Genomic DNA, 14827 nt, shown 5'->3' with positions numbered 1-14827 from the left:
TCATCCTGATCTTGAATGACGACAGGTGGCATACGGCGCAGATGGAGAACGCATCGGCATTGTTTGTCAACGCCCCCCTTCGGACCATTGATATCTTCGATATACAGAAAAACCTGTGTTATTCGGTGACGAAATCGATCAAGTGAACTGAGTAGGACTTGTTCATAATCATGTGTCCCAAATTCAGTCCTTTTGCCGCCGCTGAAACGCACATCAATTAACATAATGAATTCCTCTTAGCTTGAATTATTGGGAAATTGTTAACTACACTTTGATTATATGCAGCAAACATGATTAAGACTATTTAAAATATACCGGCTAATGGTTTAGTATTATTTAACAATTGGAATTGCTATGGACTGGTTAAATTACCACCATCTTTTAAATTTCTGGCTGGTGGTTCGAGAAGGCAGCGTAAAAAGAGCAAGTGAGCTGATGCATGTAACGCCTGCCAGCATCAGTACTCAGGTGAAGCAGCTGGAACGAGATTTGGATGTGAAACTGCTAAAAAAACAGGGGCGCGGTCTGGTGCCTACAGAGATGGGGGCGCAAGTCGCAGAATACGCATCGGAAATTTTCTCGACCGGTCACGAATTGATGGAAATGATCAAGGGCAGACCGGTTGGCAAGCCATTGGAACTGCGGGTGGGCATTCGCGATGTGATGCCGAAATTAGTCGCATTTCGACTGCTGAAACCGGCACTCGAACAAAATCAGCAATTACGGTTGATCTGTCATGAAGGAGAAATGTCAGAGCTTGTCGCTGCGCTGGCGATCCATAAACTGGACGTCATTCTGACCGACAAAACCCTGGACCCGCTTTACAGAGTCCAGGCTTACTCACATCAACTTGGCGAATCGGATGTCTCAATTGTAGCCACAAAGGAACTCGCGAAAAAATACCGGCGTGGATTTCCATCCTCTCTCGATGGCGCCCCTTTTCTGCTGCCAATGAACAACAGCGTGCTCCGCCGGTCGATGGACTTGTGGTTTAGTGAGCTAAACCTGGCCCCCAATGTGAAAGGTGAATTTGCTGACAGTGCGATGTTGAAAATCGCAGGGCGTCAGGGGCTGGGGCTGTTTGCCATCCCTGCCTGCATCGAGGACGAAGTGATTGAGATCTACGGGCTAAGCAAAGTCGGCCTGGCTGCTGGAGTCAAAGAACAGTTCTATGCTATATCAGTCGAACGGAAGCTCAAACATCCTGCCGTCATCGCGATCCGAGAAGACGCCAGATCACCGCTTTAAGCCTGACTAAAAGAGCTGGTCTCTTTTCATCCCTTTTCCTGGATGGAGGAAAACCGCGGTTAACGCCGTGCGGCTGATTTTGTTTGATGGAATTTGGTAGTCGCCGTTCGGCTGGTGTTACTTTCGTCAACGAATATCTCGTGCCTTTTGATCCTGAACTTCACCCGTATACAATATGACCTGCTCCAATTCATCCTCTGAATTCACACATTGCCAATCGCCGCCGACGGTCCAGACAGGTCGATTATTGAAAACAGGCCAACCTTGCCGAATCACTCGTGTGCAGTTGGCCTTGATTTGATCTCGAACCTTGGCACCTTCGTATTCTGGCGCTGAAACAACGATATGGACATGATTGCTGCGGGCGTTGGCTTTCCATAGTTTCCATTTTCGAAAATCGCAGAGTCGTGCAATTTCGTTTTCAACTGCCGATCGTTGATCTTTGCCAAGCAGAATGACGTCGTGTTTGAGCCGATCACGGTGCCACAGTTCCAGGAACGGTTGAGGAGGCTGAGAACCTTTGCCACGAGACCGCCACAAACGCGAGGAGCCCTGCAGGAACGTACCATAAACTGTAAAAGTAATGAAATAAGCCAGCGATTGATCATTCATAGTCACCCCATCCTATTAACCGTCGTACATTCGCCATTAGCCGCAGGGCATTAGCCCCGGTTATAAGCGAGCTAAAATAAACCGCGGCTAACGCCGTGCGGCTGATGGTGGGATGAACATACACAGCAGAAAGATCTCTCTGCTACATTACTACTTTCTTGTTGCATTACGTTTAATAGATCGACATCGGATCCGAATAGGATTCTGTCTCATTCTATCAGGATTCATGCAATCACCAAATGACAATATATAAAACTACGGCCACAATTATTCAATGTGATAGCCTGAAAGAATGAAGCTGCATGGATGAAATCAACCGGGTGAAATGCTAGACTCTGATTTGCTGCAAGTTGTAAATCTGTAGAGGTTTGCAATTCGGCTGAGTATTTTGACAGTTCACCCGGTTCAGTCTAGGCGACTCAAATTGAAAGTTATCGTGATCGGCGGAGGCGCAGCGGGATTCTTCGGGGCGATTGCAGCTGCCGAAAACGGTCACGATATGACGATCCTCGAAGCATCCTCGTCCGTATTGGCTAAGGTACGAGTCTCTGGAGGTGGTCGCTGCAATCTGACTCACAGTTGCTTTGAACCCCGCGAGTTGGTCAATAGTTACCCACGGGGTGGGAAGGCTCTGCGTGGTCCCTTCACCCGGTTTCAGCCGTCCGATACTGTGCGCTGGTTTGAGTCTCGCGGAGTTCAGACCAAAACAGAGTCGGATGGCCGCATGTTTCCTACGACCGATGATTCAGCGACCATTGTCGATTGTTTGCGAGGCGCGGCTGAAGAGGCAGGAGCGGTGATTCAACTTCGCGCCAACGTGTCGGCAATTCGTAAAAGCGACTCGCAATTCTGCGTTACTCTGCAATCTGGCGAATCAATTCAAGCGGACCGAATTCTCATGGCGACCGGCGGGAGCCGAGCTGGTTTCGAATTGATGAGTGACCTCGGGCATCAAATCGTTCCGCCGGTGCCTTCGTTGTTCACTTTCAAAGTTCATGATCCACGGATCGAAGACTTGCCTGGAGTTGCGGTTGAACACGTCGATTGTCAGTTAGTCACCGACTCGAAGACATTCCGCCAAGCGGGACCGATCCTTGTAACGCATTGGGGATTGAGTGGTCCTGCGGTTTTGAAACTGTCCGCGTGGGCTGCACGGGAACTGCACGATTCGAATTACAACGCCAAACTGCGAATCAACTGGCTGTCGGGATCCAGTGCCGACCAAATTCGCGCGCAACTGAATTCATTCAAAGCAGGTCATTCCAGGAAGACCGTCGATGCTGCGTGCCCCTGGGAGTTGCCCAAACGGTTATGGAAATCGCTTGTCGATCATTCAGTCGGTCCGCAACCAGTTCGATGGGCTGAACTTTCCAAAAAGGCAACGCAGGCGCTCGTGACAGAATTATCTGCTGGCGAATTCCAAGTGGCAGGGAAAGGCGTCTTCAAAGAAGAGTTCGTGACCTGTGGGGGCGTGGACCTGAAAGAAGTCGATTTTCGAACGATGGAAAGTCGCGTTTGCCCGGGCCTCTATTTCGCGGGCGAAGTGCTGGATATCGATGGGATTACGGGCGGCTTTAATTTTCAGAACGCGTGGACAACAGCGTGGATTGCCGGCAATGCGATGTAGCAAGCTGTGATGAGTTTCGCGGAAACTTGATCTTATTTTCGATCTAATTAGCATTCGATATCGAACGAAGTGTTCGCGTCCGCTGCACTACCTTAAGTACTATTCGACCAATGCCAGTTCGCGAAATGGGTCGTTTAAAAACTCATTTGAGAATCGTTTGAGCATATCGAATGAGGGCAAGAGTATCGTCAGGCATAACCGGGCGACCGCGATCCGGTTTCTATCGACCAAAAAACACGATCGGTCCCTCCATGTTCATGCCATGGTTATCCACTCCCCGATTTTGTCGTCGCGAACCGAATCGTTGGGATACCATCGTAGTCGAATTCGCCGTCGCATTGCATGCCCGCCTTTTCAAGCACACGAATCGATGCCACGTTCTCCGGCATGACAAAGGCAACGATTCGTTTCAGCCCAATTGTGTCAAAGCCGAAGGAGTTGCAAGCAATGCATGCCTCGGTCGCTAATCCACGGCCCCAGAATCGCCGAAGTAAACGAAAACCGATGTCGACCTCGTCCAAGTCCGGCAAGTATTTCAGGCCACAAAATCCGATGATCGTCTGCGTCTCTTTTAGGACGCAAGCCCAGCGACCGTACCCAACTTCGTCGAAGTCCGGGTAATCAGCGATGAATCGTCTCGCGTCATCAACGGATGTAAGGGGAGTGTCACCGGTATAACGCATGACATAGGGGTCGCTATTTAAAGCGAAAGCACTCTCAGCGTCAGCAGTTGTGAAAACGCGGTGGGTCATGCGTTCCGTGTCAGGGCCGATCAGGTAAGCCATTGGCGTGTTCATGCGATCTGAGTGGGCAAGACATTCTTCAGCGGATAACTATTGATAAACCGAATTTAATTCTTTCTCAATCTATCAGAATTTCTGTCTATTATCAATTGATAGTAAATGAACTAGTGCCCTCAACCAGAATTGTTCAGGGAAGACTGATTTGAGATATCTAAGATAAATTAAGTTCGTCAAAACGTAGCGTCTGTCGTTTATTGATTCAAACTAATTCACTGTCGGGCAAGCCGATAGTGGCACCCGGCCGGTCACCTGATAATTAATCGTTGCTATTAAAGCAGTCGATTCAGGAACTGAGCGAGGACCGGACCGTAGCGTGCCGCATCGTAATTTGGTCGCGCGTTCCACGCCGCTTCGCGCAGTTGCGCAACCAGCGAGCGGTCAGCAAGCTTCTGTGCGAGTTCGTCAGCCGTGTCGAACTCTAAGATGGGGTAATCCCTTAGGTAGCTCTTGATGGCACCATAACCCTGTCTCGGAATTGCGATGGGGACACCGGCAGCCACGCTGGTGATTAATCGGTCGGGAATTGTTAGTTGGAAACGGTCGTCTCGTGCAGATGCCTGAGTGTTATATGCGATCAGACTCGCATCAAACTCACCAATTTTTTCGATTAAATCTCGCATCGGAAGTGGTGAGAAATGACGACGGTGCGGGTGACCATCATCCGTCTCGGGTGACCGTACATGGTGCAAATCAATGCCCGCATCGAGAATATTGTTCATTAACGGACGCACGTCGTCGGCCGCAGTGGCTGTGGGGCTGCTCATGTCTGTTCGCCCGATGAATATCAAGTTCGGACTCGCTGCTGTGGCATGCAGTTCGCCAGTCGCCTGAAAGCTTCGAGGCCAGCAGGGAGGGATGACGACCGATAGTGGAAAGCCGGTGCGAAAGACTTGGCCATTCACATACTCCTCGGTTAGATCCGACGGAAACAGGATTCCATCTAGAAATCGGGCGGCTCTTCGCAAATAGAAGTCCTGCCGAAGAATTCCACCTCGTGTCAAGGCCAGCGGGTAGCATAGTAACAGTAGTACCACTTTGACATCCGGTCGGGCCTTTTTTATCGCCAGCAAATCCGGTAGTGGCAGTGTTCCCCAATAGCCGATGACAATTTTCGACTGAGTTTCGTCAAGCGTGGACAGTACGGATTTCAGGTATTCGGGGTCACTGGTTCCCCATAGCTGATCTGTCAGTCGAGAAAATTTCGATCTCCAATTTCTCCGGTTCTTCGTGGCACTTTGGGAATCCGGAAGAGCTCCAAATCCGGCCACATGACCGTCCAGCATGGTCTGCAGGCTGTCGGTGTGTTCGCACTGTGTCTCGGTACCAAGTACCGTAACAATTGTTCGTACCAATGAAGAACAGTCGCTCAAGAGATCACGCTGAGTTGATTTCCTATGTGGTATGCAAAAACGTGGCCAAACTCTATTTGAGTCAAAAGTTTGCCCTCAGTATCGATTACAATCAGCATACCGGAAGATCCAATTTATTGATAATGATGACTCTAGATGAGTTATATTCCGTGAGAGAGAGAGATCAGATATTATTCTTCTGATGGGAGAAAAAGAAGTGGCTCGCCTATTCCCGTTTCAAGCCATTTTCGGTTCACACTTGAATTTCGAGCAATCCTGCCGAGAATCTCTTTCCCTGCTTACTGTTGGTCTTTAACAATTTTTGCGATCGTCGAGAATGAGCAACCAGCTCTTCTGGCAAAATACCATTGCGAACCATCTGACAGTAGACTTACTCTGAAATAGACAGCTGTCCCGAAAATATAAACTATTAAATGGACGGAGTCAAATCATTAAGGAGATAATAATATTAATCAAAAAGCAAGGTGCCCTTCGATAGATTACTACCGTGACAGGTAGTAAAACTGCAAGTGGCGTGGGCATGCCAAAGCGTTTCTAGATGGTAGACGGAAATCATCTAATCGAATCAGATTCCTGAATAAGGTATGAGTTCCCCTGGCACGTGTAGAGTCCGCAAATGGGTTCATTAGGGCTTACTGTTTTGGAACCGATGAGTATCGTGGACAAAATTCTACGAAAACCCCGTACAAACAGTTCTGGATTCTTTTAGCTGCTGACCGAAAGCAATCTCATCAGTCTGAAATAACGTGTCAGCGTCCAAAGCGTAAAGCGTAGAGGTCGGCATCCTTAAGCTCGAAGCGAAGGCGGATAGTGCGGCCGGCGAGATGTTTTAGCTCGCTGGCGCCGTTCCAGCTTAGTGCTTGTTCGAGTGAATCACCGTAAAGTTCGTCGCAGTCGTTGAGCGTGAAGCCGGGGATCGGATCTCCGTGCTCGTTCTGAATCTCACAGCGTAGGCTGCCGGCGGCGGATGTAGCAAAGTTAAGTAGCAACTCGATTTCGCCGGGTGATTTTGGGAGTGGACCGGCGACGGCCTGAGCGGGATCGGAATCGTTGGCGAGTGTGTCTGCTAATGGGGAATCCGGGTTGTCGATGTTGAGGAAGACGCCGCGATCATCGCTCGCAAATTTTGGTGTCACCTGACCGGCTTCCGCCAACCGCGCGATTTCGGTAGCGGAGAGTGCACGGCGCAGGACGAGAATATCATCGGCGTGTCCAAGAAAGGGTTCATTGGAAACCGATGTGCCAGGGTGGTCTTCGCCGAAGCGCAGGTCGCCATTCGCAAACTTCAGGTCGCCGATGCCAGCTTTTCCGCCAGATGCAACTTTCCGCCCGTCGAAATATACGGTTACTTTCCCGTCGTCCCAAGTGGCCGCGAGGTGGTGAGATGAGTCATCATTGGACTCGCTGCTCCATGTTCCAATCTTCTCCAATGGCACGTCCACCTTCAATTTTCCGCAGTAGAAGCGAACCGAATCGCTACCGGCGCTGTCGATGTCAAAGATCAGATCGTTTTCCTTGATCTCTCCACCGCCGTAGGTCGAAAAGAGACGCCTTCGCCCCGAGGGAACGCCGCGGACCGACACCGCGAGGGTGACCTGAGGTCCGAGATTTTGCGTTCCCGCCAAGGTCAGTGTGGCGTCCTTGCGAAATTCGAGTGAACCCGCACCGCGAATAGGCTTGTCCTCATCGACGCGTAGACGGACCATGGGATCGACGCGAACGGTGCGGGGAGTGTTAGGCGGTGGTACCGAAAACGTTAGTGATCTGGTCAGCAGCGAACCACCGGAGGGCGGTCCGTGGACGGAAACGAAGCCATCTGTCCGGATAGTAAAGCGTCGTATTCGGCAGGCTTCGCCTTCCCAGAAACCCTCGGTGGAATATAGGGAAATCTCAGGACCGTCGTGAATGTGGGAAGTGGTGAAAACGAGTCCGTGAGCGGTGAGGTTGTTGCGTGTGACCCAGCGATCGGGTTGCAGACCGGGACGGATGAGCGCTTCGGTCCAGCGGTGGAAGTTCAACCCATCCCGACTCGTCATGAAGAGTCCGTCGGTGATACCGTAGCCTTTTCTTCCTTCGCGACGGTAGTCGCGTTCGACGTAGCGCATGGGGAAGCCGAAATAGAGGTGCGGCGCGCGGCGGTAGCGTCCGATTCCGTTGGTGTAGAGCTGGATGGGTGGCGAGCCGGGATATTCGAGCCGCTTGGTCTCGGTCCATTTCAGGAAATCCTTCGAGGTAGCCGTTCCCGCGTCTCGTCCGAATCCGGGGCGATTCTTCCGTACAAACGCCACGTAACATTTGCGGACAGAGTCCCATGAAGCCACGTTGAGCGAATCGAACGCGCCGTCGGTCATCACTGGCTCTTTCTGCGAGAGTTGCCAGTGAATGCCGTCGGGCGAATGGAACGGATACAAACAGCGAACGCGCCTTCCCTTCGCCAAGGCCTTTTCGTCGTGCATGAATGCCAGTGCCTTGTAGCGCCGTTTAGGCGGGCAGTCTGGATTGGTGTCCTTAAAGGGAGCAAAGTTGTGTCCGCCGGGGCCGAACCAGACGATGTTGTTCGCGGTAGAGCCATCGTGCTTAAACAGTCCCAGGTTGGGCTTGGTCCAGTGAATGCCGTCTTTACTTTCCGCGTAGCAGGTTGTTTCATGACTCATGTGATGGCGTTCCATCAAACGTCCCCGCCTCTTCCCGCGTCCCGACCCCCGATAGTACATCCGGTAAAGGTCACCGTCCTGAAACACGGTATGGTATGCCGAGGTCTCGCCCTCCCACGGTGCGTCATGCACGATGGCAACTTCGCGAGGAACGGGCCTATGCAGGGTCAACGCCGTTCCATCGAGTTTCTCGATCAGGAATTCATCCACGAACAACTCTCGGCGGTTTCCGATTTCTACAGGAACTTTGGATTCTTGTGCGGACGCCGAAGCTCCCATCAGCACTGCCAGACTGAAGAAATGTAAGAGTTTCAAGGACAACCTCCATTGAGTTGAGTTTCATCAAAACGATAACTTATTCGATCAATTAAACACAGATTGATGTGCAGCTGGAGTATAGTTGGCATTGGATTCAAATTCAAATGGATATCACCCGATCCGATTCACTGGTCCTCAAGTGGGTACGGCAGGAGCACGTCGGGGCGACGGGAAGCATGTCGTAATCCGTTCGTTATTGCGAGCATCTGCTGAATTACTCACGGTGATCAGTCTTTATGATCATCAAACAAATAGCTCATACCATAGACTTGATAAGTGCTTCTTTTACTTTTCGTGACATCGCTTTGATTTCCAACTCTCGTTTCAATGCTAAACTGCGGGTGGCTTGAATCTCGTGATACTCAATACTGACTGGAAGACGGCTGCGGGTATAGCGTGACGCAGTTCCTGCGTTGTGCTGTTCAATCCTTCGGGTCAACTCTATTGTAATGCCCGTGTATAACGAACCATCAGCACACCGAAGAATATAAACAAACCATGTTGCGGAGTTTCCTGCTGATTTATCTTTATCAAGGTTCACTTCTGCCATTTCTATAACCCTCTATTCCATTGAAGCCTCTTGAAAAGACCTGGTCTCTTTTCGTCATTGATGATTTCACGTCGGGCTGGCAGTGAAAAACAGAGAATTCATTTTAGTCAGATTTTAAATCGCTCGACAGTGTCACACGGTTCTTAATGGTTCTCTTTTTTATCAGTCCTGTTATACCGACTTGAGATGTCTAAGATCAATTAAGTTCGTTAATACGTAGCGCCTGAGGATTTGTTGAATCAAACCAAATCACCCAATTCACTGTCGGGCAAGCCGACAGTGGCACCCGGACGTCGTACATTTGTCATTAGCCGCAGGGCATTAGCCCCGGTTTTTAGAAAGCTAAAACAAACCGCGGCTAACGCCGTTCGGCTGATCGTGTTTGCCGTACTTTGCCAGTCGCTATGCTTTTCAATTACTAATTTCGAATCTGGATAAGCTTTTGTGAGATGCATTGAAGGTATTTTTCCACTCGCGGAAGTGCCTGATGCAAAACTGTACCCTAATGATTCAATAAAAACAAACTTCACTGACCGTGAGATATACCGTTGCCAGTGATGCATGGTTCTTAATGGTTGTCTTTAATATCAGTCATTTTGTACTGACTTGAGCTGTCTTAAGATCAATTAAGTTCGGCAAAACGTAACACCTGAGGATTTGTTGAATCAAACCAAATCACCCAATTCACTGTCGGGCAAGCCGACAGTGGCACCCGGCCGTCGTACATTTGTCATTAGCCGCAGGGCATTAGCCCCGGTTTTTTTCGAGAGCTAAAACAAACCGCGGCTCACGCTGTTCGGCTGATCGTGTTCGCCGTACTTTGCCAGTCGCCATGCTTCATTTTTCCAACACCATATTCGTGAAAATTAATTCCAACCAATTTTCCTGTTCGTTTAAAGACTTTTAAGTGACCTGGTTTTTTTCTTCCTGTTTGATTTTCCGCTGTGAGTTGTTTATTGCTTTGGGGTAGAATTTTGTTTTGCGTGTTCGTCTTTTCTTGCCGCCCAGTGAATGGCCTGGGTGATGTGCTTCCGGCCGAACTTTGTTTCCAACGATTGAACGTCGTGGCCCAGTTCTGTGTAGAAGAAACGCCCGCCGTTCAGTGTATTGGTCCATGCGATGGGATGATCCTGGCCCATGGCTTTGCCGCCGCGTTCTTTGAAGTAGTCACGCACGGGCTCGTAAGTGGTCTCATCCACGCGGAGCAGGACTTGAATTCCGGGAAGCCCTGTGACGCTGCGGTCGTGATTTGTCCAGTCGGCTTTGTACTGGAACGAATCGCCGAACCCCTGGACTGCAGGATGATTCTTTGCTTTCGGATCAACGACGATGCGTGCTTCAAGGAACTCTGAATCGCTGTTGAAATCACAACCCGCCAGTTCGTTGAACCATTTCCAGTCGGTCTGTCGCACGAGAGCCGCGTGTAGTGCGACAATTCCTCCGCCCGCCTTGTACCACTGTTCAATTTTGTTTCGTTGTTTTTCGTCTAAAAGACTTGTCAGCGCATTGGAGTTATTGAGCACGAGCACGTCGTAGCGATCGAGCAAATTTGTGATGTCGGCCGGTGTCTCGGAAACGTCGACCTGCATGCCTAAGTCATTCGACAAACGGGCCAACCAGCCATTGATGGCCGCCGTCTCTGGATGGCGGTACCAGCCGGTCCCACTAAAAACCAGCACTGATCCGGTATGCTTTGGTCCGCGATCCGGCTTCTTTTTGGAATCGTGCGCGAACATGGAAGATGTCGACGCAATAACAACGCACACAAAAATTGCGAGAAGTCGTTGGAACTTGTGTTTCATAGCCGCCATTTCTATTCCGGGATGTACGAATCTGTGGGAGTTTACGGCGGCATGACCTGTTCCTATTCTGCAGGGACCTTGTTCAGTCATGATGCCAGGATGCTGTCTATGATACCGGGTGTGTATCACATTTCAATGTGGAACTTCTTTGGGACTGAATCGTTACAGTAAGTCATCTGTAGATATAAACAGATACTAATTTTATTCTCAGTCATTATATATTGACTTGATAGGTCATAGATTAATCTAGTGAGTCAAAGCCTATGAGGTGACGGTTTGATGAATCAATCTTAATCACTGTCGGGCAAGCCGACAGAGACTTCCTCATGGATGCCACCCGAAATTCAACTGGTAACTACTGCTGGATTTTCATGTACCGTGTTCTGGGGCAGATCTGGTAGACTCTCTCTTCGTGGGATTATTATGCAGACTTCAATGTGGACATTATTTTCTACCACGAAAATCACGAAAGACACGAAAAGTTCTGTTGGTGTCTCGTTTATTTTTCTTGTTTGCTATGCTACCTGCTTTTTTATTTGATTGATTTTTCTGTCAGTTTCTAGCTCGCTGCGCTCGGCCCAAATTTTATTCGGGCTTACCCACTGTTGTTGAAAGTCTGATAAGACATTGGTTGTTTTCACTCTGGCGGGATGACACTTGGGTCATCCCCTACATAATACAAGAGATGAGGGTTGCTTGATTATGTTGCTTTGGTTTTTGCTTTCTTTCTCCTTTTTGGTATTAACGGCGGTTAGCGCCGTTCCGCTCAGATTCTTGCTTACGAGGGCTGATGTTGTGTTGGTTGCTTTGACTGTTTCTCATTTTGCTGAAGGGCAGCTGGGTGTCAAGATTATTTTGTTGCGGAATGGGTGGTTAATGGCCGTCAATACGTGGTTATACGGTGGTTCCAATGCGTCAAAGCGTGACCTATGTGCGTCGATAACATACGAGATACTGGGAATCGGTGGCTCTTTTTCAGGTGAAGATTTTCAAAACAAAGGGACTTTTATAGTAGTGAGATCTTCAGTATTCGTAAAAAGCAGTGGGCATAACACTCATCTCGCGCGCGACGCATAATTACGCATAATCGCGAAGGACAATTGGCTGTCAAGGGCTGTTTATTCAGTGTCTTAAACAAAAATCACAAGAAAGGAAATGAATTACGAGAAGGGAAACAGCCGGGTGTGATCATGATTTTTCAGAGAAAACCTGGATTCCTTTCAGGCGACATTATTCATTGTTAGAGTTTAAGAGTGGGGATGTTCAGCAGGCAGTCTTTGGTATAGAATGACCTGTGATGTATGCGTTTTTTTGTTTTATTTATATGGTAATTGACTGTGCTGTTACGACTGTTTCTTTTATTCACGATCATTCCTCTGTCAGAGCTGTGGCTGCTGTTGTGGTTCAGTTCGTTGACTAGCCCGACGGTTACGTTTGGTCTGGTTGTGGTCACGGGAATCCTGGGGGCGTGGCTGGCGCGTAAGCAGGGTTCTCAGGCTTGGAAGAAGATTCAACAACATATGGTGCAGGGACAGCCGCCCACGGGAGTGGTGCTGGATGGCTTGATGATTGTGATTGCGGGTGCGTTTTTGATTACTCCCGGGATCATGACTGATATGATTGGTTTTGCATTTTTGATTCCGGCATTTCGAGAAATCATGAAAGTCCGGATTGGGGAATGGTTAAAAAAACGGGCTCTGATGCAGGTTCAAATTCATGGTAGCAGCTTTCAGGCGGGTGCTGGCTTTCAATCTGGTAACGCCGGATTTGAGGACTTGACACAGCCGCGCCCTTCCGTAAAACCAGAGGATATTATTGATGTGGAGTTCGTGCGAAAAGACTCCCCGGAAACAGATTGAATGTGCTTTACAATTGCATCAGGCTCGCTGGCTCTTATAATCGAATGAGCGTCTGATTTGATGCTTACTTTTTAACTTCCTTTAGATATTGCCCTCTGATTTTGCGAACTGTAATTCGCATAGATCAACTCCGAGTCGCCTGCCCGCATTTTTTTCATAATTCAATTCAGGAATCAGCAATGCCCTCGATGAACATACGATGTGTCTGCTCTACTTTGTCTCTGTTGGCTGTGATGATTTTCACAACGATCCTATCCAGTGCAGTTGTTGGAGCGGAGCCGGACTGGAATCAGTTTCGTGGACCTTATGCTGATGGTACATCGAAGGCGACTGGTTTGCCTGTGACCTGGAGTGAGAAGGAAAACATTGTCTGGAAGACGGCAGTGCATGGACGGGGATGGTCATCGCCGGTGATCTGGAAAGATCAGATCTGGATGACCACGGCAACGCCGAATGGCAAAGAACTTTCGGTGGTCTGTTTGGATTTAAACAGTGGTAAGATCATTCATGACAAAAAGATTTTCGATGTCGTGAAGCCGCAATACATTGATCCTTCGAATTCACACGCTTCGAGTACGCCTGTGATTGAAGAGGGTCGGGTCTATGTTCATTTCGGTGCATACGGAACCGCGTGCCTGGATACGAAGACGGCGAAGGTGCTGTGGTCGCATCGTGATTATCAGTGCAATCACTGGCGTGGCGCTGGTTCGTCGCCGATCATTTACAAGAATTTGCTTTTCCTGCATTTTGATGGCTATGACTATCAGTATGTCGTCGCGCTGGATAAAGAGACGGGTAAGGAAGTCTGGAAAAAAGATCGCGAGATCGATTACAAAACCAGAAACGGTGACTCCAAAAAGGCGTACGCTACGCCGCGTATCATTGAGTATGAGGGTCGCGTGCAGTTGATTAGCCCTGCTGCGAAAGCCACCCTCTCCTATAACCCGATGAATGGTGAAGTCTATTGGAAGTTTTATTATCCTCAACATTCGACCGCGAATCGTCCCCTGTTTGATGGAGAACGAATTTATATTGGCACGGGTTTTGGTAAAGCGCATCTGTATGCCGTCGATCCGGGTGGTAACGGTGATGTGACGGAATCGCATGTGAAATGGATTCAGCAAAAGGGGATTCCTTCGAAGCCATCACAGTTGGTGATTGATGGATTATTGATTATGGTGGATGATAAAGGGATAGCTACTTGCCTAGACGCTAAGACGGGGAAAGAGATCTGGAAAGAGCGGATGGATCGGAGTGCTTTTTCTGCCTCGCCGATCTATGCGGACGGCAAAATTTACATGGCTGACAAAACAGGTTTGACTCGCGTAATCAAGCCGGGAAAGAAGTATGAAGAGTTAGCGTCCAACAAACTAGATGATGGCTGTATCTCTTCATTGGCGGTTGCCGGCAAGTCGATTATTCTGCGAACGCCGAGCCACGTGTATCGGATTGAAAACAAGCAGAAATAATTTTCTGCGAGAAGATGATTATCCGTCGGTCGCTGTAACGGCGAATTCCATGCGTGCTGCTGTTTCTTTGCCGACCATTACTTTGCCGGTAAAGAAGTAGGCGGCTCCCATTTTTTCGGAGAGGGTTACATGGATATCCAATGTTTCCCCGGGCTTGACCATGCGGCGAAACTTTGTGTTATTCAGTCGTGTGGCGACGGGAATTTTATCTTCGGCAACAATACCTGATTTTGCGATGAATACTGCTGAGGCCTGCATGGCGGCTTCGCAAAGAATGACGCCTGGTAGAATCGGCTGATCGGGATAATGGCCTCGAAACAGATCTAAATCTGGGGGGATGACTTTGCGGGCGTGGATGCTGTTTTCTTCGAGCGAGATAATTTCATCTAACCACAAAAAAGGTTCACGGTGTGGAATGCAGGCTTTGATCTCATCCAGATTCACAATATTGTTCCGTTTCTTAAAACTGTTCGGGGAGGTACCGGAATTGTGAGCACATCAAATTTGAGCGGTTG

Annotated in this window: 12 protein-coding genes and 1 pseudogene; 4 read left to right on the top strand and 9 right to left on the bottom strand. The window is 49.1% G+C overall.

Translation table 11 applies throughout. The features are described from left to right. Positions 1-224: pseudogene (locus Q0668_RS24345) on the bottom strand (hypothetical protein); the annotation flags it as partial. Positions 225-354: 130 nt separating this feature from the next. On the opposite strand from Q0668_RS24345, the gene Q0668_RS24340 reads away from it, so the two are divergent. Then, positions 355-1248: a LysR family transcriptional regulator gene (locus Q0668_RS24340; RefSeq protein WP_298869152.1), complete on the top strand. Its 894-nt coding sequence runs from the start codon at positions 355-357 to the stop codon at positions 1246-1248. A gap of 126 nt (positions 1249-1374) precedes the next feature. On the opposite strand, the gene Q0668_RS24335 is transcribed toward Q0668_RS24340, so the two are convergent. Further along, positions 1375-1860 (bottom strand): transposase, encoded by a 486-nt coding sequence (locus tag Q0668_RS24335; protein WP_298869151.1) that lies wholly within the window; start codon positions 1858-1860, stop codon positions 1375-1377. A 424-nt stretch (positions 1861-2284) separates the two neighbouring features. On the opposite strand from Q0668_RS24335, the gene Q0668_RS24330 reads away from it, so the two are divergent. Then, positions 2285-3487, top strand: coding sequence for an NAD(P)/FAD-dependent oxidoreductase (locus Q0668_RS24330; protein ID WP_298869150.1), 1203 nt, complete (start codon positions 2285-2287; stop codon positions 3485-3487). Positions 3488-3753: 266 nt separating this feature from the next. On the opposite strand, the gene Q0668_RS24325 is transcribed toward Q0668_RS24330, so the two are convergent. The 6 genes from Q0668_RS24325 to Q0668_RS24300 all read right to left on the bottom strand — a co-directional run bounded on the left by Q0668_RS24325 (position 3754) and on the right by Q0668_RS24300 (position 10984). Next, positions 3754-4284, bottom strand: a complete 531-nt coding sequence (locus tag Q0668_RS24325) for a GNAT family N-acetyltransferase (protein WP_298869149.1) — start codon at positions 4282-4284, stop codon at positions 3754-3756. Positions 4285-4559: 275 nt separating this feature from the next. Next, entirely contained in the window at positions 4560-5642 is a 1083-nt protein-coding gene (locus tag Q0668_RS24320; RefSeq protein ID WP_298869148.1) for a hypothetical protein, read from the bottom strand. Between the two features lie 767 nt (positions 5643-6409). Then, on the bottom strand, positions 6410-8629 hold the full coding sequence (locus tag Q0668_RS24315; protein WP_298869147.1) for a LamG domain-containing protein: 2220 nt from the start codon (positions 8627-8629) through the stop codon (positions 6410-6412). 259 nt (positions 8630-8888) lie between these two features. After that, on the bottom strand, positions 8889-9182 hold the full coding sequence (locus Q0668_RS24310; RefSeq protein WP_298869146.1) for a GIY-YIG nuclease family protein: 294 nt from the start codon (positions 9180-9182) through the stop codon (positions 8889-8891). A 239-nt stretch (positions 9183-9421) separates the two neighbouring features. Continuing rightward, positions 9422-9637, bottom strand: a complete 216-nt coding sequence (locus Q0668_RS24305) for a hypothetical protein (RefSeq protein WP_298869145.1) — start codon at positions 9635-9637, stop codon at positions 9422-9424. A 498-nt stretch (positions 9638-10135) separates the two neighbouring features. Continuing rightward, positions 10136-10984, bottom strand: a complete 849-nt coding sequence (locus tag Q0668_RS24300; RefSeq protein WP_298869143.1) for a ThuA domain-containing protein — start codon at positions 10982-10984, stop codon at positions 10136-10138. Positions 10985-12321: 1337 nt separating this feature from the next. On the opposite strand from Q0668_RS24300, the gene Q0668_RS24295 reads away from it, so the two are divergent. Both Q0668_RS24295 and Q0668_RS24290 read left to right on the top strand, forming a co-directional pair. Next, on the top strand, positions 12322-12843 hold the full coding sequence (locus Q0668_RS24295; protein ID WP_298869142.1) for an FxsA family protein: 522 nt from the start codon (positions 12322-12324) through the stop codon (positions 12841-12843). Positions 12844-13022: 179 nt separating this feature from the next. Beyond that, the gene (locus Q0668_RS24290) at positions 13023-14312 is read left to right on the top strand and encodes a PQQ-like beta-propeller repeat protein (protein WP_298869141.1); all 1290 of its coding nucleotides are present in this window, start codon (positions 13023-13025) and stop codon (positions 14310-14312) included. A gap of 18 nt (positions 14313-14330) precedes the next feature. Here the strand turns inward: Q0668_RS24290 and Q0668_RS24285 are convergent, their stop codons facing one another. Continuing rightward, positions 14331-14756, bottom strand: coding sequence for a 3-hydroxyacyl-ACP dehydratase FabZ family protein (locus tag Q0668_RS24285; protein WP_298869140.1), 426 nt, complete (start codon positions 14754-14756; stop codon positions 14331-14333). Positions 14757-14827: the final 71 nt, after the last annotated feature.

It is taken from the genome of uncultured Gimesia sp., from assembly GCF_937910335.1.
In the GTDB taxonomy this organism is placed as follows: domain Bacteria; phylum Planctomycetota; class Planctomycetia; order Planctomycetales; family Planctomycetaceae; genus Gimesia.
This window is presented reverse-complemented; position numbering and strand designations above follow the sequence as displayed.

Bases quoted from the DNA above. Each gene is read 5' to 3' on its own strand.
- Q0668_RS24340 (WP_298869152.1), top strand. From the start codon at position 355: ATGGACTGGTTAAATTACCACCATCTTTTAAATTTCTGGCTGGTGGTT.
- Q0668_RS24335 (WP_298869151.1), bottom strand. From the start codon at position 1,860: ATGAATGATCAATCGCTGGCTTATTTCATTACTTTTACAGTTTATGGT.
- Q0668_RS24325 (WP_298869149.1), bottom strand. From the start codon at position 4,284: ATGAACACGCCAATGGCTTACCTGATCGGCCCTGACACGGAACGCATG.
- Q0668_RS24310 (WP_298869146.1), bottom strand. From the start codon at position 9,182: ATGGCAGAAGTGAACCTTGATAAAGATAAATCAGCAGGAAACTCCGCA.
- Q0668_RS24305 (WP_298869145.1), bottom strand. From the start codon at position 9,637: ATGCATCTCACAAAAGCTTATCCAGATTCGAAATTAGTAATTGAAAAG.
- Q0668_RS24300 (WP_298869143.1), bottom strand. From the start codon at position 10,984: ATGAAACACAAGTTCCAACGACTTCTCGCAATTTTTGTGTGCGTTGTT.
- Q0668_RS24290 (WP_298869141.1), top strand. From the start codon at position 13,023: ATGCCCTCGATGAACATACGATGTGTCTGCTCTACTTTGTCTCTGTTG.